General features: G+C 70.5%; 22 protein-coding genes. 13 read left to right on the top strand and 9 right to left on the bottom strand.

Annotated features, from left to right (window positions below; translation table 11 throughout):
• The first annotated feature begins 33 nt into the window (after positions 1–33).
• The gene (locus tag EFJ44_RS09140; RefSeq protein ID WP_125256918.1) at positions 34–684 is read left to right on the top strand and encodes an alpha/beta hydrolase; all 651 of its coding nucleotides are present in this window, start codon (positions 34–36) and stop codon (positions 682–684) included.
• 61 nt (positions 685–745) lie between these two features.
• Here the strand turns inward: EFJ44_RS09140 and EFJ44_RS09135 are convergent, their stop codons facing one another.
• A complete protein-coding gene (locus EFJ44_RS09135) occupies positions 746–1,948 on the bottom strand; it encodes an exo-beta-N-acetylmuramidase NamZ family protein (protein ID WP_125256917.1) in 1,203 nt (400 codons plus the stop codon).
• The gene (locus tag EFJ44_RS09130) at positions 1,945–2,448 is read right to left on the bottom strand and encodes a DOMON-like domain-containing protein (protein ID WP_125256916.1); all 504 of its coding nucleotides are present in this window, start codon (positions 2,446–2,448) and stop codon (positions 1,945–1,947) included. The genes EFJ44_RS09135 and EFJ44_RS09130 overlap by 4 nt, the downstream gene beginning before the upstream one ends.
• Before the next feature lie 194 nt (positions 2,449–2,642).
• Here EFJ44_RS09130 and tyrS point away from each other — a divergent pair, with 194 nt between their 5' ends.
• The 4 genes from tyrS to EFJ44_RS09110 all read left to right on the top strand — a co-directional run bounded on the left by tyrS (position 2,643) and on the right by EFJ44_RS09110 (position 6,269).
• Complete coding sequence (gene tyrS, locus EFJ44_RS09125) at positions 2,643–3,899, top strand: tyrosine--tRNA ligase (RefSeq protein ID WP_125256915.1); 1,257 nt, start codon at positions 2,643–2,645, stop codon at positions 3,897–3,899.
• 11 nt (positions 3,900–3,910) lie between these two features.
• Entirely contained in the window at positions 3,911–4,378 is a 468-nt protein-coding gene (locus EFJ44_RS09120) for a peroxiredoxin (RefSeq protein ID WP_125256914.1), read from the top strand.
• Positions 4,379–4,579: 201 nt separating this feature from the next.
• Complete coding sequence (locus EFJ44_RS09115) at positions 4,580–5,725, top strand: peptidoglycan DD-metalloendopeptidase family protein (RefSeq protein WP_125256913.1); 1,146 nt, start codon at positions 4,580–4,582, stop codon at positions 5,723–5,725.
• Positions 5,715–6,269: a bactofilin family protein gene (locus EFJ44_RS09110; RefSeq protein WP_125256912.1), complete on the top strand. Its 555-nt coding sequence runs from the start codon at positions 5,715–5,717 to the stop codon at positions 6,267–6,269. The genes EFJ44_RS09115 and EFJ44_RS09110 overlap by 11 nt, the downstream gene beginning before the upstream one ends.
• 36 nt (positions 6,270–6,305) lie before the next feature.
• On the opposite strand, the gene prfB is transcribed toward EFJ44_RS09110, so the two are convergent.
• From prfB to EFJ44_RS09095, 3 genes are all read right to left on the bottom strand, one after another.
• Positions 6,306–7,428, bottom strand: a protein-coding gene (gene prfB / locus EFJ44_RS09105) for a peptide chain release factor 2 (RefSeq protein WP_125256911.1) whose coding sequence is annotated in 2 segments (ribosomal slippage) — positions 6,306–7,358 and positions 7,360–7,428 — 1,122 coding nt in all. Because the reading frame shifts where the segments join, the coding sequence is not laid out codon by codon here.
• Positions 7,429–7,498: 70 nt separating this feature from the next.
• The gene (locus EFJ44_RS09100) at positions 7,499–9,886 is read right to left on the bottom strand and encodes a penicillin-binding protein 1A (protein WP_164511905.1); all 2,388 of its coding nucleotides are present in this window, start codon (positions 9,884–9,886) and stop codon (positions 7,499–7,501) included.
• 87 nt (positions 9,887–9,973) lie between these two features.
• On the bottom strand, positions 9,974–11,185 hold the full coding sequence (locus tag EFJ44_RS09095) for an N-acetylmuramoyl-L-alanine amidase family protein (RefSeq protein WP_125256909.1): 1,212 nt from the start codon (positions 11,183–11,185) through the stop codon (positions 9,974–9,976).
• A gap of 434 nt (positions 11,186–11,619) precedes the next feature.
• Here EFJ44_RS09095 and EFJ44_RS09090 point away from each other — a divergent pair, with 434 nt between their 5' ends.
• The 3 genes from EFJ44_RS09090 to EFJ44_RS09080 all read left to right on the top strand — a co-directional run bounded on the left by EFJ44_RS09090 (position 11,620) and on the right by EFJ44_RS09080 (position 16,479).
• Positions 11,620–14,145, top strand: coding sequence for an Rne/Rng family ribonuclease (locus EFJ44_RS09090; RefSeq protein ID WP_125256908.1), 2,526 nt, complete (start codon positions 11,620–11,622; stop codon positions 14,143–14,145).
• A 119-nt stretch (positions 14,146–14,264) separates the two neighbouring features.
• Complete coding sequence (locus EFJ44_RS09085; protein WP_125256907.1) at positions 14,265–15,674, top strand: M48 family metalloprotease; 1,410 nt, start codon at positions 14,265–14,267, stop codon at positions 15,672–15,674.
• A 19-nt stretch (positions 15,675–15,693) separates the two neighbouring features.
• On the top strand, positions 15,694–16,479 hold the full coding sequence (locus EFJ44_RS09080) for a thioredoxin domain-containing protein (RefSeq protein WP_125256906.1): 786 nt from the start codon (positions 15,694–15,696) through the stop codon (positions 16,477–16,479).
• Positions 16,480–16,482: 3 nt separating this feature from the next.
• On the opposite strand, the gene EFJ44_RS09075 is transcribed toward EFJ44_RS09080, so the two are convergent.
• Positions 16,483–17,262: a thiazole synthase gene (locus tag EFJ44_RS09075; RefSeq protein WP_125256905.1), complete on the bottom strand. Its 780-nt coding sequence runs from the start codon at positions 17,260–17,262 to the stop codon at positions 16,483–16,485.
• A 9-nt stretch (positions 17,263–17,271) separates the two neighbouring features.
• Positions 17,272–17,469: a sulfur carrier protein ThiS gene (gene thiS, locus EFJ44_RS09070; protein ID WP_125256904.1), complete on the bottom strand. Its 198-nt coding sequence runs from the start codon at positions 17,467–17,469 to the stop codon at positions 17,272–17,274.
• Positions 17,470–17,561: 92 nt separating this feature from the next.
• Here thiS and EFJ44_RS09065 point away from each other — a divergent pair, with 92 nt between their 5' ends.
• From EFJ44_RS09065 to aat, 4 genes are read left to right on the top strand one after another with little or no spacing between them, the layout of a single operon-like run.
• Positions 17,562–18,014, top strand: coding sequence for a type II 3-dehydroquinate dehydratase (locus EFJ44_RS09065; RefSeq protein ID WP_125256903.1), 453 nt, complete (start codon positions 17,562–17,564; stop codon positions 18,012–18,014).
• 34 nt (positions 18,015–18,048) lie between these two features.
• Positions 18,049–18,570, top strand: a complete 522-nt coding sequence (gene accB, locus EFJ44_RS09060) for an acetyl-CoA carboxylase biotin carboxyl carrier protein (RefSeq protein WP_125256902.1) — start codon at positions 18,049–18,051, stop codon at positions 18,568–18,570.
• A gap of 3 nt (positions 18,571–18,573) precedes the next feature.
• On the top strand, positions 18,574–19,923 hold the full coding sequence (accC, locus tag EFJ44_RS09055; RefSeq protein WP_125256901.1) for an acetyl-CoA carboxylase biotin carboxylase subunit: 1,350 nt from the start codon (positions 18,574–18,576) through the stop codon (positions 19,921–19,923).
• A 3-nt stretch (positions 19,924–19,926) separates the two neighbouring features.
• Positions 19,927–20,595 carry a leucyl/phenylalanyl-tRNA--protein transferase gene (gene aat / locus EFJ44_RS09050; RefSeq protein WP_241209739.1) on the top strand — a complete coding sequence of 223 codons (669 nt, stop codon included), beginning with the start codon at positions 19,927–19,929 and terminating at the stop codon, positions 20,593–20,595.
• On the opposite strand, the gene EFJ44_RS09045 is transcribed toward aat, so the two are convergent.
• On the bottom strand, positions 20,562–21,254 hold the full coding sequence (locus EFJ44_RS09045) for a DUF2155 domain-containing protein (RefSeq protein WP_125256900.1): 693 nt from the start codon (positions 21,252–21,254) through the stop codon (positions 20,562–20,564). The genes aat and EFJ44_RS09045 overlap by 34 nt on opposite strands.
• Positions 21,251–21,643, bottom strand: a complete 393-nt coding sequence (locus EFJ44_RS09040; RefSeq protein WP_164511894.1) for an NADH:ubiquinone oxidoreductase subunit NDUFA12 — start codon at positions 21,641–21,643, stop codon at positions 21,251–21,253. Before EFJ44_RS09040 ends, EFJ44_RS09045 begins: the two co-directional genes overlap by 4 nt.
• A 217-nt stretch (positions 21,644–21,860) precedes the next feature.
• On the opposite strand from EFJ44_RS09040, the gene EFJ44_RS09035 reads away from it, so the two are divergent.
• Positions 21,861–24,257, top strand: a complete 2,397-nt coding sequence (locus EFJ44_RS09035) for a TSCPD domain-containing protein (RefSeq protein ID WP_125256898.1) — start codon at positions 21,861–21,863, stop codon at positions 24,255–24,257.
• Positions 24,258–24,271: the final 14 nt, after the last annotated feature.

Below are 24,271 nucleotides of genomic sequence, written 5' to 3'. Positions count from 1 at the left end.
GCCTGGCCGAAACGACGATTGAGACGGAAAACGATGCCTGAAGTCATCCTGCCCGGCGCCTCGGGCCGCATCGAGGGTCGCTATTCGCCGGGCAAGCGCCCCAACGCCCCCATCGCCCTGATCCTGCACCCGCACCCCAAGGCGGGCGGGCACATGAACAATCCGGTGGCGGTGACGCTGTTCCAGCTGTTCCAGAAGCGGGGCTTCGCGACGCTGCGCTACAACAGCCGCGGCGTCGGCAAGTCGCAGGGCGAGTTCGACAGCGGCATCGGCGAACTGGCCGACGCGGCCACCGCTCTGGACTGGCTGCAGGCCAACAATCCGGCGGCGTCGCAGACCTGGGTCGCCGGCTATCAGTTCGGGGCCTACATCGGCATGCAGCTGCTGATGCGCCGGCCCGAGACGGACGGCTTCATCTCCGTCTCGCCGCCCTCGAACATCTACGACTTCAGCTTCCTGGCCCCCTGCCCGGCCTCGGGCCTGTTCCTGCACGGCACGGCCGACACCATCGTGCCGCCGGTCGAGGTCGAGCGCGTGGTCAACAAGCTGCGCACCCAGAAGGGCATCGTCATCGACTATGAGCTGGAAGAGGGCGCGACCCACTTCTGGCAGGATCACGTCGACGCCGTGGAGCGCCGGGTCGGCGCCTATCTGGACAAGCGGCTGGAAGAGAACCCGGCCTGACGCCCGCGCTGGACCTTGTGCAGTCGAAGTCCACCGGATTGTCCAAGGTTGTGCAGCGACTTCAGTAAAGCAGGAACGCCCTGCGCCCTTCCTCCCACGCCCGCTCGTCCGGCTCGGCGACCGCGTCCAGATCGCCGGCCTGCGCTTCCGCGTCGTCGACCCATTCCCGCAACTGCGGCCCGCCGTTGATGACGTCGATGGCCAGCCTGTCGAACACGTACTCGTACGGAAAGTCGCGCCACAGGTCGTAGTCGGGGCGCAGTCGGCGGATGGCCTTGAACGCCAGCGCCTGCACCCGCCAGGGTCGGAAGGCGGCGTGGTCGTAGCTCGGGTCGTCGACGTGGATCTGGACCCCGTTGCACAACAGGCCCGCGTGCTTGTGGAAGGTCGGCTGGAACCAGACGTCGCGCAGGCGGCACCCGTTCAGCCACTGCGGCGCGAAGGCCTGCATTTCGGCGATGATGGCGCGGGCGTCGAGATCCGGCGCGCCGAACAGCTCCAGCGGGCGGGTCGTGCCGCGCCCCTCGGACAGGGTCGTGCCCTCCAGCATCACCGTGCCGGCATAGGCGCGGGCCATCGAGACGTTGGGCGCGTTGGGGCTGGGGTTGATCCAGCTGCGCTCGTTCAGGGGCCAGCCCCATCCGGGGCCTTCGTCGGGCCGCCAGCCCTCCATCTCGATGACGCGATAGTCGACCTCGAGGTTGAAGGTCCTGATGAACCACCGGCCCATCTCGCCCAGCGTCATGCCGTGGCGCATCGGCATAGGACCCGCGCCGACGAAGCTCTCCCAGCCGGGGCGGAGGGTCGTTCCCTCCACCGGGCGACCCGCCGGGTTGGGCCGGTCCAGGACCCAGACGGACTTGCCGTGCTCGGCCGCCGCCTCCAGCACGTAAAGCAGGGTCGTCACGAAGGTGTAGATGCGACAGCCGAGGTCCTGCATGTCGATCAGGATCACGTCGAAGGTCCCCATCGACTGCCCCGTCGGCCGCCGCACCTCGCCGTAGAGGCTGAAGACCGGGATGCCGAGCACCGGATCCGTCTCGTCCGGCGACTCCATCATGTTGTCCTGCAGGTCGCCCTTCATCCCGTGCTGCGGCCCGAAGGCGGCCGTCAGCTGGATGTCCGGGCAGGCCGCCAGCGCGTCGAGGCTGTGGGTCAGACCCGCCGTGACCGAGGCCGGATGACCCAGCAGCGCGACGCGGCGTCCGCGCAGGTCGCGGCGCAGATCGGGATCGGACAGCAGGCGGTCGACGCCGAACTTCATGGCAGCTCCAGAACGAAGGAGTCGGGATGATGGAAGTCGGGCTTATCCGACGGATGCGCCAGCGCCCAATAGGAGATCGTGCCGTCGGTCGCCTCGATCACCGCGGAGAGGCCCAGGCGTCGGGCGCCGGACGGCAGCGTCAGCCGCGCCGCCAGCGCCACGGAGTCCGACGTGGCGTCCATCCGGAGCGACATGGGCGTCTCAACGGCGTTTCGCATGCCCTGCCGCGGCGCGTCGAACCGATAGCTCGCCCACTGGCCGGAGGGGGACAGGTTGAACTCGACATAGCCGCCATTGGCCTGGACGAAGGCCTCGAAGCAGGTGCGCCGCCAAAGCTCGTCGACGCGTCCATCCGCGGGCTCCGGCCACGCCACGTCGTCGATCCGACCCTCCACGACGAACCGAAGCCGAAGCGCCGCGTCGTCGTGATCGATCACGACCGTCAGCGCGGCGATCGGGCTGGGCGGAGACGTCGGATGGGGCCTGAGGCTGACCTGCATTCGCCACCGATAGCGGCTGGTTGACGGGGGTCAACGGCGCGTGCGAGGGAGCCGGCATGATCGCCCCGCGTCCCCTGACCGGCCTTTATTGCCGCCCCTCGATCTGATCGAGCGGCCCGCGATCCCCTGCGCCGCACCCCGCCGGCGCAGCTCCCCTCAAGACGGCCGCCGGCTTCCCTGCTAACGGAGCCGACATGACCGACACCGCCTTCCAGTCCGACTTCCTGAAGACGCTGCGCGACCGCGGCTACATTCATCAGATCACCCATCCGGCGGAGCTGGACGCGGCGGCGACCGCGGGGGTGGTGTCGGGCTACATCGGCTTCGACGCCACGGCGCCCAGCCTGCACGTCGGCAGCCTGATCCAGATCATGCTGCTGCGCCGGCTTCAGAAGGCGGGGCATCGGCCCGTCGTCCTGATGGGCGGCGGCACCACGCGCGTGGGGGATCCGACCGGCAAGGACGCCAGCCGGCCGCAGCTGACCGACGAGACGATCGCGGCGAACATCGCCGGCATCAAACAGGTTTTCGGCCGGTTCCTGACCTTCGGCGACGGCCCGACGGACGCGATCATGCTGGACAACGACGCCTGGCTGTCGGGCTACGGCTACGTCCAGTTCCTTCGCGAGTTCGGAACCCACTTCTCCATCAACCGAATGCTGGCTTTCGACAGCGTCAGGCTCCGCCTCGAGCGCGAGCAGCCGATGACCTTCCTCGAGTTCAACTACATGCTGATGCAGTCGGTGGACTTTCTGGAGCTGAATCGCAGCCATGGGGTCACCCTGCAGATGGGCGGGTCGGACCAGTGGGGGAACATCACCTCGGGGGTCGATCTGGTTCGGCGCGTGGATCACAAGGCCGCCTTCGGCCTGACCACGCCGCTGCTGACCACGGCGTCGGGCGGCAAGATGGGCAAGACCGCCCAAGGGGCGATCTGGCTGAACGCCGACCAGTTGTCGCCCTACGACTACTGGCAGTTCTGGCGGAACGTCGACGACGCCGACGTGGGCCGCTTCCTGCGCCTGTTCACCGACCTGCCGCTGGATGAGGTCGCCCGGCTGGAGGGGCTGCAGGGCGCGGAGATCAACGAGGCGAAGAAGGTGCTGGCCCACGAGGCGACCACGATGTTGCACGGCGAGACCGAAGCCTTCGCAGCGGCGACGACCGCAAAGCTGGCGTTTGAGGAGGGCAAGACCGCCGCTGGTCTGCCCACCGTCGAACTGCCGCGCGACGAGGTGGTCGGCGGCATGATCGCCGCGGTGGCGACGAAGGCCGGGCTGACGCAGTCGAACGGCGAAGCCCGTCGCCTGGCCCAGGGCGGGGGTCTGCGGCTGAACGACGCGAGCGTGACGGACGGGGCTGCGCTGATCGGGGCCGCCGATCTAAACGCCGACGGCGTGCTGAAGCTGGCGGCCGGCAAGAAGAAGATCGTGCTGGTCCGCCCCGTCTGAGAGGACATGACATGACCGGGATCATCGAGGGGGCCGGGGCCCCCGCCATCGACCTGCCGACCGACGGCGGCGGACGCTTCCGGCTGACGGACGGCTCGGGTCAGTCGACGGTGGTGTTCTTCTATCCCAAGGCCGACACGCCGGGCTGCACCAACGAGGCGAAGGATTTCTCCGCGCTGATAGACGACTTCGCCGCCGCCGGCGCCCGGGTGATCGGCGTCTCGCGCGACCCGTTGCGGGCTCTGGACCGGTTCAAGGCCAGGCACGACCTGAAGATCGTCCTGGGCTCCGATGAGGCCGGCGCGGTGACCGAGGCGTTCGGTGTCTGGGGTGAGAAGTCGATGTACGGGCGGACCTACATGGGAATCGAGCGGTCGACCTTCCTGATCGGGCCGGACGGCGTCGTCCGTCGCGTGTGGCGATCGGTGAAGGTGAAGGGCCATGCCGCGGAGGTTCTGGCGGCCGTCGAAGGGAACTGACCCGCAGATTCGTCTGTGGACGGTCGAAGATCCGCGTTAGAAACGGGAGACGGGGCCGTCTCGCCCGCGAGGCGAATTTCAGTCTTCGGGACGGGCGTTATTCGCCTCGAAGCGCGCCAACATGGTTAAGATTGCGTGAACGGTCTTGAACGACGGTTTCCGGGCGATGCATAACCCCTGACCGACGTGGGGGCGTTGCGTATGACCGACGACGACGAGGCCAAGAAGCCTTCCTGGTTCAAGAAGCGGTTTCCGGTCCGCTATCTCTATCTGCGCACCGGCGACGACGTGCGCGCGGTGGCGCTGAAGCCCTGGCACCAGTTCGTCGGGACCTGCGGGGTCGCGGTGCTGGCGCTGTGGACCGTGGTCGCCTCGGCCGGCTTCGCCCTGGACCTGATGCAGATCGGCGGCGCCGACCGCGCCATCGAACGCGCCCGGGCGGCCTCGGAGCGCGCCAACGCCGATCTGCGTGCCCGGCTGGACACCGCCGTCGTGCGCATGACGGCCACCTCCGGCTCGCTGGACGAACTGGCGCACATGGTCGAACGTCGGCACGTGGCCCTGACGCAGGTCATGACCATGTTCCAGGGCGTCGAAGGGGCGCAGGAACTGCTTGTCCCGACCGTCTCCGACCCCGACGCGCCGCTGTCGCCGACCCAGCGCATCGTCGGCGTGCGGATGGATCAGGAGACGCTGATCGACCGCGCGGAAAACCTCGCGCGGAACCGCGCGGAGCGGCTGCGGCTGGCCTTCCGGCTGGCCGGCCTGAACCCGGCCGCCTACGCCGTCGGCGGCGCCGGGCTCGGCGGGCCGCTGGTCACGGCCGACGATCCCCGCGCCCTTGCGGCCATTCTGGACGTCGACGAGGCCTTCGCCGCGCGCATCCTGAACGCCTCCACCGACCTGTCGGACATGCGCAGCCTGACGGCGGTCTCGGCCGCCCTTCCTTTCGCCCGCCCGACGGACGCGCGGGTGACCTCGGGCTTCGGCCTGCGCTTCGATCCGTTCAACGCCCGGCCGGCCTATCATCAGGGCCAGGACTTCGCCGGCCCGCTCAACACGGCGATCCTGTCGACCGCTCCCGGAATCGTGTCTTTCGTCGGCGTGCGTTCAGGCTATGGCAACACCGTCGAGATAGACCATGGTCGCGGTTTCAAGACGCGCTACGCCCATCTGAACTCCACCGCGGTCACGGTGGGGCAGCGGGTGGCCGTGGGCCAGAGGATCGGCGCCATGGGAACCACCGGCCGCTCGACCGGCGTGCATCTGCACTACGAGGTGTGGATGAACGGCCGACCGCAGAACCCCGCCCGCTTCATGAGAGCTGGAGATCATCTTGTTCAATAAGTCGAAGTCGCCCTCCCCGGCCGATGCGAAATCCACCGCCATCCCGCCGCTGCCGGACATTCCGGCGCCCGCCGCCCCGCGCGCGGCCCAGCCGTCGGCTCCGGCGCCCGCCGCGGCAACCCCCGGCCGAGGCCTGTCGACCCTGTCGGCCGACCTCAATTTCGAAGGCAACGTCTCGGGCGGCGGCGACCTGCAGATCGACGGCCAGATCAAGGGCGACGTGCGCGTGGGTCGCCTGATCGTCGGCGAGACCGGCGCCGTCGACGGCAACGTGTCGGCCGACTACATCGAGATCCGCGGCCGGGTTCAGGGGGCCGTGACCGGCAAGCAGGTGAAGCTGGTGTCAACCGCCTATGTCGACGGCGACATCACCGCCGAGCAGCTGTCGATCGACGTCGGCGCCTACTTCCAGGGCCGCTGCATCCAGGGACGCCGCGATGCGGCCCCGGCCCCCAAGCCGGCGCCGGCCGCTCAGCCCGCCGCCGCTCCGACGCAGCCCGCGCCGACCCAACCGGCGACCCAAACCATCTCGATGTCGAACTGAAGCTGAGCTCCCCGCCTTGCGGGCGGGGAGGTTGGCTCATTCCACCGTCGACCCGCGGGTCTCGCCCACGCGCGCGGCGAGCGCCGCGCCCATGAACTGGTCGAGGTCGCCGTCCAGCACGCCCTGGGTGTCGGACGTCTCCACGTTGGTCCGCAGGTCCTTCACCATCTGGTACGGCTGCAGGACGTATGATCGGATCTGGTGACCCCAGCCGATGTCGGTCTTGGCGTCGGCCAGGGCCTGGGCCGCGGCCTCCCGCTTCTGCAGCTCCAGCTCGTACAGGCGCGCGCGCAGCATCTTCCAGGCCTGCTCGCGGTTCTGGTGCTGCGACCGGCCCGCCTGACAGGCGACGACGGTGTTCGTGGGAACGTGCGTCAGACGCACGGCCGAGTCCGTCTTGTTGATGTGCTGACCGCCGGCTCCGGACGCCCGATAGGTGTCGGTGCGCACGTCGGCCGGGTTGATGTCGATCTCGATCGCGTCGTCGACCACCGGCGAGACCCCGATCGAGGCGAAGCTGGTGTGGCGCTTGGCGGCGGCGTCGTAGGGGCTGATCCGCACCAGTCGGTGCACGCCAGATTCCGATTTCAGCCAGCCGTACGCGTTGGGTCCCTTCACCTGGATGGTGGCAGACTTGATGCCGGCCTGCTCGCCGCCCTCCTCCGCCTCGACCTCGACCTCATAGCCGTGGGCGCGGGCCCAGCGGGTGTACATGCGCAGCAGCATGCCGGCCCAGTCGTTCGACTCGGTGCCCCCGGCGCCGGAGTTCACTTCCAGATAGGCGTCGTTGCCGTCGGCCTCGCCGGACAGCAGTGCCTCCAGCTCGGCGCGCGCCGCGCGTTCCTTGATGGCGCGAAGGTCGGCGCGGGCCCCTTCCAGGGCCTCCTCATCGCCCTCCTCGTCGGCCATCTCGGACAGCATGACGGCGTCCTCGACGCCCTGCTCCATCTCGCGGACGGCGTTTATCTGGGCCTCGAGCCGCGAGCGGTCGCGGCTGACGGCCTGGGCCTGTTCGGGGTCGTCCCACAGGGTCGGGTCTTCGACCCGGGCGTTCAGCTCGTCGAGCTTTCTTAGAGCGGCATCCCAGTCAAAGACGCCTCCTGAGCAGAGCGACGCTCTGCTCGATGTCGGCCTTCATGGCCTCGACATCCGGTCTCATCGCAAACTCCGCGATCAAAATGGTGAGGCGCGGAGATAGAGGGGTCCGCCGCCCGGGGGAAGCCCCCGCGTCAGAACAGTCCGCTCAAGTCTTCCGGCGGATCCTGCTTCTTCGGCGGCGGCGGGGCCGTGGGCGGCGGCGCCGCACCTTCCTGCGCGGCCTGGGCCTCGCGCTCGCGGCGGATCAGGTCGTCGTAGAGCTGGGGACCCGTCGGAGTTTGCGGCTCGGGCGCCGGCGCTTCCTCACGGCGGCGCTCGGTGCCGGGGCGGAAGGCCTCCTCGATGCCGTTGACGGTCCGGAACACGGCGTTCTTCGGCCGGACGAAAGGCCGCGCGGGCCGGGCCTTCAGCGCGGTCTGCATGAACTCGGTGAAGATCGGCACGGGGGTGGTGGCGCCGGTCTCGCCCGAGCCCATCGGCCGGTTGTCGTCGAAGCCGATGAAGACGCCGACCACGATGTCCGAGGAGAAGCCGACGAACCAGGCCGAGCGGTACTCGTTGGTGGTGCCCGTCTTGCCGCCGACCCAGCGGCCGAGGCCCCGGGCGCTGGCGGCCGTGCCCCGCTGGACCACGCCCTCCAGCATGGAAGAGACCTGATAGGCGGTGATCGGGTCGATGACCTGAACGCCGCGTTCGGGCAGGCGCGGCGATTCCTGGCCGGAGAATCCCCGCCCGCATTCGCGGCAGTTGCGCTGGTCCGCGCGCCAGGTGATCTCGCCGGTGCGGTCCTGCACGTATTCGATCAGATAGGGTTCGACCCGCCGGCCGCCGTTGACGAAGGCGGAATAGGCGGCGGTCAGGCGCAGGGGCGTGGTCTCGCCGGCGCCCAGCGACACCGACAGGTTCGGCTCCAGCTTGCCGACGCCCATCTTGTCGGCGAGGTCCACCACGTTGCGCATGCCGATGTCCTGGGCCAGGCGCACGGTCATGACGTTGCGCGAGAGCTCCAGTCCGCGACGCAGGGTCTGCGGTCCATAGTACTGACGGCTGTAGTTCTCGGGCGTCCAGCGCGTGCCGTTCGGCCCGCCGGCGAAGCTGATCGGCGCGTCGAGCACGATCGAGGCGGGAGTGTAGTCGCCCTCCAGCGCCGCGGCGTAGACGAAGGGCTTGAAGGCCGAGCCGGGCTGGCGCTCGGCCTGGGTGGCGCGGTTGAAGCTGCTGAGGGCGTAGGAATAGCCGCCGACCATGGCCAGCACCCGGCCGGTGTGCGGGTCGATGGCCACGAGGGCGCCGTTGACCGCGGGGATCTGCTTCAGAGCGAACTGGCCGTCGCGCGGTTCGACGAAGATCAGGTCGCCGCGCCGGAGCTGCCTGTTGGCGTTGGCCCAGGCGGCGTCGGACGCGATCAGGCTGCCGGCGCGATCGTCGGCCGCCAGTCGGACGCGGACGTTGTTGCCCGAGACGCTCTCGACGGCGGCGGCGCGCCATGCCCGCCGTTCCGGCGGCGCGGTTCTCTTCAGGGCCTGGGCCTGCCAACCCTCGGCGAAGTCGGTCGTGCCCCATGGCCCACGCCAGCCGTGGCGGCGGTCGTAGTTCTCCAGCCCCGTCATCAGCGCCGAGCGCGCCGCGGACTGCAGCGCCGGGTCCAGGGTGGTGCGCAGGTACAGACCCCCGGCGTTGACCGGGCGGTCGCCGAAGCGGGAGATCGCCTGACGGCGCGCCTCTTCGACGAAGAAGTCCGCGTCCGCGTACTGCGCCCTGCGGGGCGCATCCTGGGTGGTCAGGGGCCGGGCGACCGCGGCGGCGACCTGGGCGTCGGTCAGGAAGCCGTTGTCGCCCATCTCGCCGATGACCCAGTCTCGCCGGGCCTTGGCCTGCTCCGGGCGTCGCTTGGGATGATAGTTGTTCGGGCCCTTGGGCAGGGCGGCGAGGAAGGCGGCCTCGTCCGGCGTCAGCTGGGTCAGTGACTTGCCGAAATAGTTGTAGGCGGCCGAAGCCACGCCGTAGGAGCGATACCCGAGGAAGATCTCGTTCAGATACAGCTCGATGATCTGTTCCTTCGAAAGCGTCCCTTCCAGACGGCTGGCGAGGACGGCCTCCTTGAGCTTGCGGTTCAGGCTGCTCTCGGACGTCAGCAGGACGTTCTTGGCCACCTGCTGGGTGATGGTCGAGCCGCCCTCGAGCCGCCGCCCGGTGGCGACGTTGAAGACGTTCTTGAACATGGCCCGGCCGATGCCGGACACGTCGATGCCGCCGTGCCGGAAGAAGTTGCGGTCCTCCGCGGCCAGGAAGGCCTGGATCACCACCGGCGGGATCTGGTCGTAAGAGACGTAGATGCGGCGCTCTTCCGAGAACTCGCCGATCAGGGTGCCGTCGGCGGCGTAGACGCGCGTCGCCGTCGGCGGGCGGTAGTCGGCCAGTTCGGCCGCGTCGGGCAGGTCGTGGAACAGCCACGCCGCATAGATCGTGACCACCAGTCCCGCCAGGGCGATGGCCCCCAGCAGGCCGACGCCCGCCATCACGATCCAACGTTCCGCGATCTTCACCAGATACTCCGAGCGACGCCCGGCGTTTGTGTAGCCCGCGTCGGCGACGGGATCAAAGGGTCAGGGGCGTCCGGCGGCGTTCCCGGTCGACGCGTGGCGCAGAGGTTCGGCGTCGAGGAAGAAGGCGTCGATGCCCCGGACCACCGCCCGCATCAGGCGGCGACGTCCGGACTGGCTGCCCATCGCCCGGGCGTCGTCGGGATTGGTGATGAAGCCCATTTCGAGCAGGACGGCGGGCACGTCGGGGGCCAGCAGGACGGCCAGGCCGGCGTCGCGGTGGCTGCGCCGCAGCATGGGGTGGCCGGCGCCTTCGATCTCGCCCAGCAGGCCGCGGGCGAAGCGGGCGGACTGATTCTGGGTCGACCGCTGGGTGATGTCCAGCAGGATGCGGTCCACGCCGGGATCCCGACCCGGGAGGTCCAGTTCGCGCGTCCAGTCGTCGCGTCCGGTGAACTCGCGCACGGCGCGGCCGGCCCCCTGTTCGGACAGGGTGTAGACGCTGGCGCCGCGCGTGGCCGGGTCGGCCGACGAATCGAGATGCAGCGAGATGAACAGATCGGCGCCCGCGCGGCGCGCGATCTCGACCCGACGCTGCAGCGGCACGTAGACGTCCCGGTCGCGCGTCAGCATCACGCGATAGCGACCGGTCCGCTCCAGCTCGGACTTCAGGTCGAGCGCGGCGGCCAGCGCCAGTTCGCTCTCGCGGTGAGAGGCGCCCAGGGAGCCGGGATCCCGGCCGCCATGCCCGGCGTCGATGACGATCAGGGGCTTCTCGCGCCGTGCCGAGGGGCGCGGCTCGGCGGCGGCCGCGGCGGCCGGACGCCCGTCGGCGGCGAGGTCGACGACGTAGCGGTGATGCTCCACGCCGTCGCCCGGCGGGAGCAGGAAGCGGCGCTCGATGCGGGCGCCGGCGGCGAGGGTCAGCTCCACGCGCGATCCGCCGGACTCCGAGGCCACGCGCCACCGGCGGACCAGCCCCCTGCCCTCGCCTTCCAGCGGCGAGCGCGCGCGGGCGCCGCGCAGGGCGACGACCACGCGGCCGTCGCGGCCGGCTTCGACCACCGAACCCTCGACCGCGCCGTCCAGATCGACGACCACGCGCGTGGCCTGGGCGTCGCCGCCGAGGCGCAGGCGGAGCACGTCGCCGCCGAAAGCGGCCAGCCCGCGGCCCGCCGTCAGGCCGACGACGCACACGACCACGAAGGCCAACGCCGTCAGGGCCCAGTCGCGAGGACGCCAGCCTGCGGTCGGAAACGAGAAGGAAGCACGCATTCTGACGGTCTTCGCGGACGAAACGTGGATACGGCGGCCATCCTGCGGCATCGTCCTGTGGATTCCGTTAAGCGGGGACGTGCTTTCAATTCGCGGTGGGCGCCCCTATGTTCGGCCGTCCGCGTCTGATCGCGCCGAAGGAATCTCCTGACCGGCGCGCCCTCCCCGCGGCACCCCTACGCCATCCGGGCCGGCCATGCGCCGCCCGACAGAGGGGGCGGACGTCGCTGGACGGCCGATCCCCGGATGAACCGAACCCATGGGCTTGCACGCCTTGGCCAACCCGCGGTCCGACCGGACCCTGACGCCGCCGCCCCAAGGGCGACGCGGCGCGACGGCCCATCCGTGCGCCCCTCATTCCATTCGGCGAGCCGTCGCGGCGACCGGGCAAGGCCCCGGAGCGGACGACCGAGCGCGCCAGAGAGAGACTTTTGATGTCAAAGACCATGTTGATCGACGCGGCGCACGCGGAAGAAACCCGCGTCGCCATCGTCCAGGGCCGTCAGGTCGAGGAATTCGACTTTGAATCCAAGGCGCGGCGCCAGCTGCGCGGGAACATCTACCTCGCCAAGGTGACCCGGGTCGAACCCAGCCTGCAGGCGGCGTTCGTGGAATACGGCGGCAACCGCCACGGCTTCCTGGCCTTCAACGAAATCCACCCCGACTATTACCAGATCCCGGTCGCCGACCGCGAGGCCATCATGGCCGAGGCCGCGACGGACGAGGATCATGAGGACGATCTAGGCCGCGAGAGCGCGGACGACGAAGGCGACAGCGAAGGCAAGCTGGCCGACGAGGAGCGCCTGAAGCGCCGCCTGATGCGCCGCTACAAGATCCAAGACGTCATCAAGCGCCGCCAGATCCTGCTGGTGCAGGTCGTCAAGGACGAGCGCGGCGGCAAGGGCGCCGCGCTGACCACCTGGCTGTCGCTGGCTGGCCGCTACTGCGTGCTGATGCCCAACACCGGCAAGGGCGGCGGCATCTCGCGCAAGATCACCAACGCCGCAGACCGCAAGCGGCTGAAGGCCGCCGCCGCGTCGCTGGACGTGCCGCGCGGCATGGGCCTGATCATCCGCACGGCGGGGGCCAAGCGCACCAAGGCCGAGATCAAGCGCGACTACGAATATCTGCTGCGCCTGTGGGAGACGATCCGCGAGACGACGCTGCGGTCCAACGCCCCGGCGATGATCCATGAGGAGGAGAACCTGGTCCGCCGCGCCGTGCGGGACATGTTCGACAAGGACTTCGACGGCATCCAGGTGGAGGGCGTCGAGGGCTGGAAGGAAGCGCGCGACTTCATGCGCGTGCTGATGCCCAGCCAGGCGAAGAAGGTGCACCTGTACCGCGGCTCCAAGCCGCTGTTCGCCGCGAACGGCATCGAAGAGATACTGCACCAGATCCACCAGCCGGTCGTGAACCTGAAGTCCGGCGGCTACCTGGTGATCAACCAGACCGAGGCCCTGGTGGCGATCGACGTCAACTCCGGCCGCGCCACCAAGGAGCGGAACGTCGAGCAGACGGCGTTCAAGACCAACATGGAGGCCGCGGCCGAGGCCGCCCGCCAGCTGCGTCTGCGCGACCTGGCCGGTCTCATCGTCATCGACTTCATCGACATGGAGGAGTCGAAGAACAACCGCGCCGTCGAGAAGTGCCTGAAGGACGCCCTGGCCCAGGACCGGGCCCGCATCCAGATGGGCAAGATTTCCGGCTTCGGTCTGATGGAGATCAGCCGCCAGCGGCGCCGCCTCGGGGTGATCGAAGGCGCGACGGAGGCCTGCCCGCACTGCCACGGCGCCGGGCGCGTTCGCTCGGCCGAGAGCGCGGCCCTGATGGCCCTGCGCGCCGTCGACATCGAGGTGGGCAAGAACGGCGCGGGGGTGGTTAACCTGCGCGTGCCCACGGCCACGGCCCTGTACATCCTGAACTTCAAGCGGGGTCATCTGGACCGCCTGCTGGAACAGCGCGGCGTGACCCTGGTGGTCATGGTCGACGACCGGCTGGGGCAGGCCGAGAGCGCGGTCGACCGGATCGAGACGAATGAGGACTTCGTGCCTCCGGCCGCGGACTTCGATCCGGCCGATCTGACCGACGACTTCGTCTACGACGAGGCCGAGGAGGAGGACGAGACCGCCGAGGACGTCTTCGGAGACGACGAGGACGAGGACGCGGCCGAGGACGACGAGGACGAGCCCCGCCGCGAGGCGCGCGGGCCCCGTCGCGCCGAGAGCGACGACGACGGCGAGGGCGGACGCCGCCGCCGTCGCGGACGCCGCGGCGGTCGCCGGGCGCGCGAGGACGCGGGCGAGAAGGACGGTTTCGTCTGGGTCCGCGGCCGCACGCCGTCGCTTCAGGACCCCTTCGTCTGGTTCGATCCCCTGCAGCCGCAGGCCGGCGGCGAAGCTCCGGTCCGTGCGGAAGACGCTCCGCGCCTGAACGAGGAGACCCGATCGGACGAAGCTCGCGGCGACGGCGAGCGCGGCGGACGGCGTCGTCGGCGTCGGGGCCGCGGACGCGGCGAGCGCGGTGAGGGTCTCGCGACGACCGACGGGACCGAGGTCGCCGAAAGCGTCCAGGACATCGCTGAGACCGCCGACCCCGCTGCGGACGCCGCTCCCGTCGCAATGCCGGCCGAGCCCAAGCGTCGCCGCGTGCGCCGCAAGGTGACCGCCGCCGAGGGAACGGAAGACGCGGTCGTCGCCGAAGCCGCGCCGGCGCTGGAGGCCCCTGCCCTCGACGCGCCGGCGGAGGAGGTCGAGTCCCCGACGGCCGAAGCCGAAGAGGCTCCGGTCGACGCCGACGAGGTCGAAACGGCCGTCGAGCCGGAGCCCGAGCCCGCCGTCTCGGCCGCTCCGGCGCCGAAGCCCGAGCGGTCGCGGGCGCCTGCCGGGGTCGCCGAGGACGATCCGGCCCAGATCACCGCGCCGCCGCCCAAACCGAAGCGCGGCTGGTGGCGTCTGTAACGGCGCCATCAGTCGGCCACGATGGTTTCGGACGCAGGGAGCGACCCGTCGACGCGGTTTCACCTGCGGCCGTCACGCCCTAGGATGAAGCCGGAGGGGCGTCAGGAGTGGAGCGTTCAATGAGCTGGCTGACCCGAACCGCGACCCGCGCCGCGGCCGTTCTCGCGGCGGCCGCCCTGACGCTGTTCCCACAGGCGGCCGGCGCCCAGAGCCTGATCCGCGACACCGAGATCGAGGGCATCATTCATGACTGGTCCGAGCCGGTCTTCGTCGCCATGGGGCTGGAGCCGGACGAGATCACCATCCTTCTGGTCAACGACCAGGAGCTGAACGCCTTCGCCACGCGCGGGCGGATCATGGGTCTGAACACCGGGCTGATCATGCGCACGCGCACGCCCAACGAGCTGCTCGGCGTGATCGCGCACGAGGGCGGGCACATCAAGAACCGGCACACCCTGCGGGACGGAGCCCAGCAGGCCGGGATGCAACCCTTCCTGATGACCATGGCGCTGGGCGCGCTGGCCGCGGTGGCCGGCGCGCCCGACGCGGCCGCCGTGCTGATGGCCAACAGCCAGTATTTCGGCACCCTGTCGGCCCTGCGCTACATGCAGGGGCAGGAAGGGGAGGCCGACATCACCGCCGCCCGGGCGCTGGAACGGGCGGGCATGTCCGGCCGGGGTCTGCTGGGCTTCTTCGAGAATTTCCGGTCTCAGGAGGTCTTCTCCGAGGCGCGGCGCTTTCCCTATTTCCGCAGCCACCCGCTGTCGTCGCAACGCATCGAACAGCTGCGCCCGATCGTGACCCAGGGCGAACACTACGGCGTCGTGGACACGCCGGTGCAGATCGCGGAGCACGCGCTGGTCTTGGCCAAGATCCACGCCTTCATGGAGCCGCCGGTCCAGACCCTGCGGAAATACCCGGAGTCGGACGCCAGCTATCCGGCACGCTATGCGCGCGCCATCGCCCGCTATCGCGCCGGCGAGACCGAGGTCGCCCTGGCGGCCGTCGACGAACTGCTGGCGGAGCAGCCGGAGAACCCCTTCCTGTGGGAACTGCGCGGTCAGATCCTGTTCGAGGAGGGGCGCGCTCCGGAAGCCGTGGAGGCCCACCGCAAGTCGGTCGGCCTGATGCCCGACGCCCCGCTGCTGCACGTGAACCTGGCCCACGCCCTGCTGGAGTCCGGCCGCACCGAGGCGGTGGAGGAGGCGGTCGCCCATCTGAAGACGGCGGTCGCGCTGGAACCCGAGAACAGCTTGGCGTGGCGTCTGCTGGGGCAGGCCTATGCCCGCCAGGGCAAGGAGGGCGAGGCACGCCTGGCCCACGCCGAGCTCTATTTCGCCATGGGCGACGAGCGGCAGGCCGTGCAGTTCGCCCTGCGTGCCCGCGACATGCTGGAGCCCGGGTCCATGGAATGGCGGCGCGCCATGGACATCATCCTGGCCTCCGGCGCGACGCACGAGGACCTGCGCCGGCTGGACGAGGACACGGCCCGCCGGCGCCCCGGCGTGATCCGCCCCACCGGCGACTGACGCCCGACACGGACCCGACATGACCGAACAGACCCCGCCCGAGACCGCGCCGGCGCGCGATCCCTTCGCCCGCTTCGGCGATCCCCGCGCCACGGCCGCCGCCCTCGCGGTCGCCGTGCTCGCGCTGATCGTCGCGGTCTGGCCGCAGGTGGGCGGCGGCGGCGACTTCGGCGCCCGCGTGCGCTCCTACCTGCTGGCCAATCCCGAGGTTCTGGACGAGGTGGTGCGCGCCCGCGACGTCAAGGCCAACGCCGACCGCGTCAACGCCCTGACCAAGGCGGCGCAGGCCAATCCGGCCCTCCTGCAGCCGGGCCCGAACGAGCCCGCCTTCGGTCCGGCGGACGCGAAGGTGACGGTGGTCGAGTACTTCGACTACCGCTGCCCCTACTGCAAGCTGGCGGCGCCGGGCTACATCCAGCTGATGCGGGACAATCCCGACGTCCGCTTCGTCTTTCGCGAATGGCCGATCCTGGACCGCGAGGGCGAGATCACGTCGCAGTACGCCGCGCGCGCCGCCCTGGTCGCCCATGCCCAGGGCAAGTACCTGCCGGTGCATCAGGCGCTGATGGCGGAACGATCGCTGACCATCGAGGGCATCGACCGCGTGCTGGCCGAAAACGGCGTCAACCTCGGCCCCAACCGCGAGGCGCTGCAGAGCCCCCCCGTGGCGCAGGTGCTGGCCGACGTGCAGATCGGCGCGGGGCGGATGGGTCTGGACGCCACGCCCACCTTCTTCGTGAACGGCCGCGCCATGCCCAGCAACGATCCCGAAGCGATCGGCCGCGCCATCCAGGCCGCCCGCTAGGCCTCAGATCAGGCCCGACAGCGGCGAGCTGGCGCTGGCGTACATCCGCCTGGGCATCCGGCCGGCAAGATAGCCCTGACGGCCGGCCATCACGGCGTGCTTCATGGCCCCGGCCATCAGGATCGGATCCCTCGCCCCGGCGATGGCGGTGTTCATCAGGACGGCGTCGCAGCCCAGCTCCATCGCCAGGGTCGCGTCCGACGGCGTGCCGACGCCCGCGTCGACCAGCACCGGCACCTTGGCCTGCTCCACGATCAGGCCGATGTTGACGCGGTTCTGGATGCCCAGGCCCGAGCCGATGGGCGCGGCGGCCGGCATGACGGCGGCGGCGCCGGCGTCCTCCAGCCGTTTGGCCATGACCACGTCGTCGGTGCAGTAGACCATGACCTGGAAGCCGTCCTTGGTCAGCAGGTCCAGCGCCCGGAGCGTCTCGAGCATGTCGGGATAGAGGTGGGCGGTGTCGCTGAGCACCTCCAGCTTGACCAGGTCCCAGCCGCCCGCCTCGCGCGCCAGCCGCAGGGTCCGCACCGCGTCCTCGCCGGTGAAGCAACCCGCTGTGTTGGGCAGAAAGGTGAAGCGGTCGGGCTTCACGTGATCGACCAGCATGGGCTGGTTCGGATCGGTCAGGTTCACCCGGCGCACCGCCACGGTGACGATCTCGGCCCCCGCCGCCTCGGCCGCCGCCGCGTTCTGCTCATAGCTGGCGTATTTCCCGGTGCCGACGATCAGTCGGGACGAGAAGGTGCGGCCGGCGACGGTCCAGGTGTCGGGGGAAGAGGTCATGAGCGGGGTTTAGCCGCCCCCCACGAACTGCACCACCTCGATGCGGTCGCCCTCGGTCACCGGCGTGTCCGCATGCAGCGATTTCGGCACGATCTCGAGATTGCGCTCGACGGCCACCTTGCGGACGTCGAGGCCGAGTTCCTCGACGAGCGCCAGGATCGTGGTCGCCGCGACGTCGCGGTCCTCGCCGTTCAGCTGAATGCGCATGACGCGGGGTCAATCTCCGTGTTGGACGACGGCGAAGCCTCGGCTAAAAGGCCCGTCCGATTCCGGCCTGACCGGCCGCCGATCTCGAGCGCATGCCCGAAACCCCCGTCCTTTTCGTCCTGAACGGCCCGAACCTCAACCTGCTGGGGGAACGGGAGCCGGAAATCTATGGGCGCGAAACGCTGGAGGACGTGCGCGGGATCTGCGAGCGCGCCGCGCCCGACTGGCGGGTCGACTTTCGCCAGACGAACCACGAAGGCGTGCTGGTCGACTGGGTGCAGGAAGCGCGGATCGCCGCGCAGGCCCTGGTCATCAACCCCGCGGCCTATACGCACACGTCCATCGCCTTGCTGGACGCGCTGAAGACGCTGAGCATCCCCGTCGTGGAATGCCACCTGTCGGATCCGGCGGCGCGCGAGGCGTTCCGACATCATTCCTACGTCGCCCTGGTGGCGGCGAAGACGGTCGCGGGCCACGGCGCGCGCGGCTATGAACTGGCCGTCCGGGCGGCCGTCGAACTGGCACAGGAACGCGGGCTGGCGTAAGCCCGTTCGAAGACAGAAGAAACAGAGGTCCCAAATGGCCGTCAGCAAGTCCCCCGCCGCCAAGCCGGCCGCGCCGAAGTCCGACCAGATCGACGCCGGGCTGGTCCGCTCGCTCGCCGACATCCTGAAGGACACCGAGCTGACCGAGATCGAGGTGGAGCGCGGCGATCTGCGCATCCGCGTGGCGCGGGAGATCACCGTGGCGGCCGCCCCGGTCGCCTATGCCGCCGCCCCGGCCCCCGTCGCCGCCCCCGCTCCCGCCGCGTCGGCCGCGCCCGTCTCCATGCCCAGCGACCCGGCCACCATCGTCGCCAAGGCCGGCGAGCAGGTGAAGTCGCCGATGGTCGGCACGGCCTATCTGAAGCCGTCGCCTGAGGCGCCGGCCTTCGTGCAGCCCGGCGACACGGTCAAGAAGGGCCAGACCCTGCTGATCGTCGAGGCCATGAAGACCATGAACCCGATCCAGGCCCCGCGTGACGGCAAGGTCGTCGAGGTGCTGGTCGGCGACGCCCAGCCGGTCGAGTTCGGCGAACCCCTCGTCCTGCTCGAGGCGTAAGCCATGTTCACCAAGGTTCTGATCGCCAACCGCGGCGAGATCGCGCTGCGCGTCCATCGGGCGTGCAAGGAGATGGGCATCTCCACCGTCGCCGTGCACTCCGAGGCCGACCGCGGCGCGATGTGGGTGCGTCTGGCCGACGAGAGCGTCTGCATCGGGCCTGCGCCGGCCGCGAAATCCTATCTGAACATCCCCTCGATCATCGCGGCGGCCGAGATCACCGGCGCCCAGGCGATCCATCCCGGCTACGGCTTCCTGTCCGAGAACGCCCGCTTCGCCGAGATCGTCGAGGCGCACGGCATGACCTTCATCGGTCCGCGTCCCGAGCACATCCGCGTCATGGGCGACAAGATCACCGCCAAGCAGACGGTGAAGGACGCGGGCATCCCCGTGGTCCCCGGTTCGGACGGCGAGGTCGAGACCGTCGAGGCGGCCATCGAGGCGTCGAAGACCATCGGCTTCCCCCTGATCGTGAAGGCGGCGGCCGGCGGCGGCGGGCGCGGCATGAAGGTCGCGCTGACGCCCGACGACCTGGTCGAGGCGGTGCAGACCGCCCAGTCCGAGGCGCTGGCCGCCTTCGGCAACGGCGCCGTGTACATGGAGCGCTATCTCCAGAAGCCGAGGCACATCGAGATCCAGGTCATCGCCGACAGCCACGGCAACGTGGTGCACCTGGGCGAACGCGACTGCTCCCTGCAGCGCCGCCACCAGAAGGTGCTGGAAGAGGCCCCCTCTCCCGCCCTGTCGGCCGCGCAGCGCACCGAGATCGGCCATACCGTCAACAAGGCCATCGCCGCCATCGGCTACCTGGGCGTCGGGACGATCGAGTTCCTGTGGGAGGACGGCGAGTTCTTCTTCATCGAGATGAACACCCGCCTGCAGGTGGAGCACCCGGTGACGGAGGCGATCACCGGCGTCGACCTGGTGCGCGAGCAGATCCGCGTGGCCGCCGGCCTGCCGCTGAGCTTCACCCAGGACGACATCCATTTCGAGGGCCACGCCATCGAGGTGCGGGTTAACGCCGAGAATCCCGACACCTTCACGCCGTCGCCCGGCACGATCACCGATTTCCATGCGCCGGGCGGACTGGGCGTCCGTTTGGACAGCGCCATCTACGCCGGCTATTCCATCCCGCCCTTCTACGACAGCCTGATCGGCAAGCTGATCGTGCACGGCCGCGACCGCGAGGAATGCGTGGCGCGGCTGAAGCGGAGCCTCGGCGAAATGGTCGTGGGCGGCATCGACACGACCATCCCCCTGTTCCAGCGCCTGCTGCAGGAGCCGGACATCCTGTCAGGCGATTACGACATCCATTGGCTGGAGCAGTGGGCCAAGCGGCGCGCCGGGGCCTGACCCGTGTCGCGGGGCGTGATCCCGCTGGACCTCCTGCTTCGCGCCTATCGCGACGGCGCCTTTCCCATGGCCGAGACCGCGGACGACGCCGAGGTCGGCTGGGTCAGGCCGCACGTGCGCGCCATCCTGCCGCTGGATCCCTTCCGCGTGCCGTCGCGGCTTGCCCGCACGGTTCGCAAGTCGCCCTTGGCCGTCACGACCGACCACGCCTTCGGCGAGGTCATCGCCTCCTGCGCCGCGGCGACTGTGGGGCGGCCGGAGACGTGGATCAACGGCGCGATCCGCGACGCCTACGTCGCCCTGCACGCGGCCGGCGCGGCGCACAGCGTCGAGATCTGGGACGCGGACAGTCTGGTGGGCGGCCTGTATGGCCTGCGGATGGGCGGCGCCTTTTTCGGCGAGAGCATGTTCAGCCGCGCGACCGACGCCTCGAAGATCGCCCTGGTGCATCTGGCGGCTCGCCTGAACCGGGCGGGGTTCGTCCTTCTGGACGCGCAGTTCGAAAACCCGCACCTCGACCAGTTCGGAGCGCGTGCCGTGCCTCACGCCGCCTACATGCGGATGCTCGATGCTGCGGTGGCCATGGAGCCCGACATGACGCTGTTCCACGCCCCGATGAGCGGGCCGGAGGCCGTGGGTCAGCCGCGACAGCCCACGATCCAGGCGTCGTAGACGGGGTGCTGCAGCCCGCTGACGCCGGGGCTTGAGGCGAACATCCAGCCCCGGAACAGCTGGCGCACGTCCTGTGCCGGAGCGCCGCCCCGGGGCTGGGCGCTGATCTCCATGTAGGCGACGGCGTCACGGGCGCGCTCGTCGGAAGCCGAAACCTCGCAGGCCCGGGCGCGGAAGATCAGGGTCTTGTTGAACGCCACCGGGCGGCCGTTGACCTCAACCTCGAAGCGCATGGTCTCGGCCGTGACCTTGTCCACCGCCTGAACGATGGCGAAGCGGCGGCGCTGACGCCGGCCGGGAGGGCCTTCGGGCTCGGCGGGCGCGGCTTCGACAGCGACCTCCCCCTCCTCGGCCTCGTCCTCGTCGGCCTTCTCTTCGGCCTGTGAGATGGACGCCGGCGCCCGATCCGATTCCTGGGCCGCGGCCACCGCAGCGGCGATGGAGTCCGCGCCGCCGGGCGGCGTCACGGGGACCGGGCGCTCGGGCGCCGGGTCGCCGGCGGGCGCCTGCTCGGCCGGCGGGGCCTGCGGCGGGTCCTGCGGATCCTGAACCGGCCGGGCGTCCTGAGGCAGATCCAGCAACGCCGCGGTGACCCCCGCGCCGCCGAGGGCCAGGACCGCCGTTCCCGCGATCAGCGCCAGGCGAAGCGCGCGTCTCACTCGGGCTTCCAGGCTTCGTAGTCGCCGTCGGCCTTCGGCCGCACGCCCTCGGCCGCCAGCGAGCCAGGCGGCCGCCACGCCATCGGCGTGCCGGTCAGGTTCGGCAGGTGCGACTTCTCCCACGTCTTGCGCGGGAGCGGGGTGCGGCTGGGCGGTTCGTCATAGGTGTAGCGCAGCCAGCCGTGCCAGTCCGGCGGCACCTTCGAAGCCTCGGCGTAGCCGTTGTAGAGCACCCAGCGTCTGCGCCGGCCGTCATAGCTGACCGTGTCGCGCGACTGGAAATAGCGGTTGCCGAACTCGTCGGTGCCGACGTGTTCGCCGCGGCCCTTGACCGTCACCAGGGTGCCGATGGTGGCGCCGTTCCACCAGGAGAAGAGCTTTGCGAGCACGCGAATCCGTCCGTCAACATCACCCGGCGAAGGCTTCGCCGCGGGCGACCTGATCATAGAAACCCGACGCGTCCGCGTCCAGCGCGCCGCGCGTTCACGGAGAGCCCATATCTTGTGGGCGAATGCCCTCCGGGGGCCCAGATTTATTGCCTGGGGCGCGCGTGACGACTTATCCTGCGGCCCAAGACGCCGCCCGCAGGCCGCCCCAAGGACGCCCATGCCCCGACGCAGCCGAATCCCGTTTCCGGCCGACCTCGCCCCGTGCGTGGAACGCGAGGTGGACCGCGACGCCGACGTCGTGACGGTCGTCGCGCCCATGGACTGGTCCACGGCGCGGCTGGAAGCCTGGATCGACTGGGCGGGATGCGACGGCGGCGACGTGCTCGAAGCCGTCGAGGCGCGGCTGCGCGCCCTCGGCGCCGACGACGGGACCGCAGCCGACCTCGCTCTCGCCGTTCGCGCGGGGCTGGTCGCCTTCGGGGCGGTCGCCGCGACGTCCGGGGTGATCGACGGTCGCCACGAGCAGGGGCGCGCGCCGATCGCGCGGCATGTGGGGGAGGCGGCCGCGGCCCGACTGGCCCATGGCGCGCTGACGGCCCTGACCGACGCCCTCGGCGGCGTGGCCGAGGCGGTCCTGCGCTGCGAAGGCCCCGCCGCCGACTGCGGAGACCCGCTGCGCAATCCGGCCCTGGCCCGCGCCGCCTGGGCCGCCCGGCGCGCCGGCGCCTCCGACGCCGAGATCGCCCGCGCCGTCGACGGCGACGTGCCGACCGCGGCGGACACGTCGTGGCCGACGCCCCCGCCCCTCACCGTCGTGCTCGAACGCGGCGGCGAGGCGGAGAGCGCGGTTCTGACCGGCCTTCTGCACGGCGACCTGATCGCCGTCTTCGACGCGCCGGACGCGACGCCGGTCGCGCCGGTGAGCCTGGCGCTGAATCTGGAGGCCTGCCGAACGGTCTTTTCCGACGGGACGGAGGAGATCCGGACCTTGGCGGACCTGACGGGTCGGGCCGCGATCGCCCTGGCTCGCGAGGGCACACGTCTGATCCTGCAACTGGAAGGGTTGACGGCGCGCGGCCTGCGGGCCGGCGACCTTGAAGCCGGCGTCGCCGAAGTCCGCGATCTTGCGACGGCGATGGTCGAGGCGGTCCGGGCTAAGGGACGCCGGATCGGCCTGTTCGGAGCCGATCCGGAGGCGGCCCTGCGCCTGGGAGTCGGCCGGTGGTCGCCCGTCGATCTGTTCGAGACCGCCGACGGCGACGTGAGCCGGCGCCTGCACCCCGCGCTCGCCGACGCCCTGACCCGGCATGAGCCGGCCCTGGTCGAGGCCGCGGAACGACGGCTGTTCGGACGGCGGACTCTGGTCGACGCGCCCGGTCTGGACCACGCGACCCTGCGGCGGGCGGGGTTCACCGACGTCGAACTGCAGGCCATCGAGGCGGCCCTGAACGAGGTCGACACGTTGGACGCGGCGTTCGCCGAGCCCTTCCTCGACGCGGGTTTCGCCCGGGACGTGCTGGGACTCGAGCCGGGCGAAGGGTCGCTGTTGAGCCGGCTGGGGTTCGGCCCCGCGGCGATCGCGGCGGCCGAAGCCCATGCGCTGGGGACGCCTGACCTGACCGGGTGGCGCGAGGCGCCCGAAACGCTGAAGCCTTGGCTGGACGGCGTTCCAGGAGCGGCGCCCGACTTCGAGGCGGCGCTCGCGGACCTGTCCGACGCGCCGGATCTGCGGGCACAGCCCGTCCACTGGCGGGCGACCGCCGCCGACGCGGAGGCCCTGTTGGCCGACGCCGCGGCCAAAGGCCGGCCCGGCCTGCGTCTGGCCCGGGCGGAACCGCCCGCCGGGTTCGCCCTCGACCTGCGCCCCGTCGAGGAGCCGGCGCCGCGCCGCGCGGACCCGCCCGCTCCCCCGGTCGAACAGCGGGTCGTGGAGCGGGTGGTCGAAAAGGACAGGTCCCGCCGGAAGCTGCCCGACCGACGCAAGGGCTACATCCAGAAGGCTGCCGTCGGCGGCCACAAGGTCTACGTCCACACCGGCGAATACGAGGACGGCGAACTCGGCGAGATCTTCATCGACATGCACAAGGAAGGCGCCGCTTTCCGCAGCCTGATGAACAATTTCGCCATCTCCGTTTCCATCGGACTTCAATACGGCGTGCCGCTGGACGAGTTCGTCGACGCCTTCACCCACACCCGGTTCGAGCCGTCAGGACGGGTGACCGGCAACGATTCCATCCGGTCCGCGACCTCGATCCTCGACTATATCTTCCGGGAGCTTGGGGTGTCCTATCTGGGACGCGACGACCTGGCCGACGGCGCGGAGGGCGGCGACCGCGACGGGCTGGTTCCTGCGGACGACGCCGAGGCGGTCCCGGCCGCCAGCCTGATCTCGAAGGGCTTCGCCCGCGGAGCCACGCCGGACAATCTGGTGGTCCTGCCGTTCGGCAAGGCGCGGGAGGAGCGGCGGTCGCCCGCCGAGGCTGAGCCCGCCCAGGCCCCCTGCCCCGCCTGCGGGGGAATGGCCGTTCAGCGCCGGGGCGAGACCCTGACCTGCGACACCTGCGGCGCGGCGTCCGGGGCAGGCGGGGGAACGGTCCAAACCCCGGCCGGCTGAGGCGCGAATCTTGC

Source organism: Brevundimonas fluminis (assembly GCF_003934285.1).
Lineage (GTDB): Bacteria > Pseudomonadota > Alphaproteobacteria > Caulobacterales > Caulobacteraceae > Brevundimonas > Brevundimonas fluminis.
The sequence above is the reverse complement of the archived record's forward strand: the minus strand, read 5'-3'. Positions and strand labels throughout refer to the sequence as shown.

What these genes read in the sequence shown, in the direction of transcription:
- accB (WP_125256902.1), top strand. Translation starts at nt 18,049, where the DNA reads ATGGCCGTCAGCAAGTCCCCCGCCGCCAAGCCGGCCGCGCCGAAGTCC.
- EFJ44_RS09095 (WP_125256909.1), bottom strand. Translation starts at nt 11,185, where the DNA reads ATGCGTGCTTCCTTCTCGTTTCCGACCGCAGGCTGGCGTCCTCGCGAC.
- EFJ44_RS09140 (WP_125256918.1), top strand. Translation starts at nt 34, where the DNA reads ATGCCTGAAGTCATCCTGCCCGGCGCCTCGGGCCGCATCGAGGGTCGC.
- accC (WP_125256901.1), top strand. Translation starts at nt 18,574, where the DNA reads ATGTTCACCAAGGTTCTGATCGCCAACCGCGGCGAGATCGCGCTGCGC.
- tyrS (WP_125256915.1), top strand. Translation starts at nt 2,643, where the DNA reads ATGACCGACACCGCCTTCCAGTCCGACTTCCTGAAGACGCTGCGCGAC.
- EFJ44_RS09100 (WP_164511905.1), bottom strand. Translation starts at nt 9,886, where the DNA reads ATGGCGGGCGTCGGCCTGCTGGGGGCCATCGCCCTGGCGGGACTGGTG.
- EFJ44_RS09080 (WP_125256906.1), top strand. Translation starts at nt 15,694, where the DNA reads ATGACCGAACAGACCCCGCCCGAGACCGCGCCGGCGCGCGATCCCTTC.
- EFJ44_RS09120 (WP_125256914.1), top strand. Translation starts at nt 3,911, where the DNA reads ATGACCGGGATCATCGAGGGGGCCGGGGCCCCCGCCATCGACCTGCCG.
- EFJ44_RS09115 (WP_125256913.1), top strand. Translation starts at nt 4,580, where the DNA reads ATGACCGACGACGACGAGGCCAAGAAGCCTTCCTGGTTCAAGAAGCGG.
- EFJ44_RS09075 (WP_125256905.1), bottom strand. Translation starts at nt 17,262, where the DNA reads ATGACCTCTTCCCCCGACACCTGGACCGTCGCCGGCCGCACCTTCTCG.
- thiS (WP_125256904.1), bottom strand. Translation starts at nt 17,469, where the DNA reads ATGCGCATTCAGCTGAACGGCGAGGACCGCGACGTCGCGGCGACCACG.
- EFJ44_RS09130 (WP_125256916.1), bottom strand. Translation starts at nt 2,448, where the DNA reads ATGCAGGTCAGCCTCAGGCCCCATCCGACGTCTCCGCCCAGCCCGATC.
- EFJ44_RS09090 (WP_125256908.1), top strand. Translation starts at nt 11,620, where the DNA reads ATGTCAAAGACCATGTTGATCGACGCGGCGCACGCGGAAGAAACCCGC.
- EFJ44_RS09135 (WP_125256917.1), bottom strand. Translation starts at nt 1,948, where the DNA reads ATGAAGTTCGGCGTCGACCGCCTGCTGTCCGATCCCGATCTGCGCCGC.
- EFJ44_RS09085 (WP_125256907.1), top strand. Translation starts at nt 14,265, where the DNA reads ATGAGCTGGCTGACCCGAACCGCGACCCGCGCCGCGGCCGTTCTCGCG.
- EFJ44_RS09065 (WP_125256903.1), top strand. Translation starts at nt 17,562, where the DNA reads ATGCCCGAAACCCCCGTCCTTTTCGTCCTGAACGGCCCGAACCTCAAC.
- EFJ44_RS09035 (WP_125256898.1), top strand. Translation starts at nt 21,861, where the DNA reads ATGCCCCGACGCAGCCGAATCCCGTTTCCGGCCGACCTCGCCCCGTGC.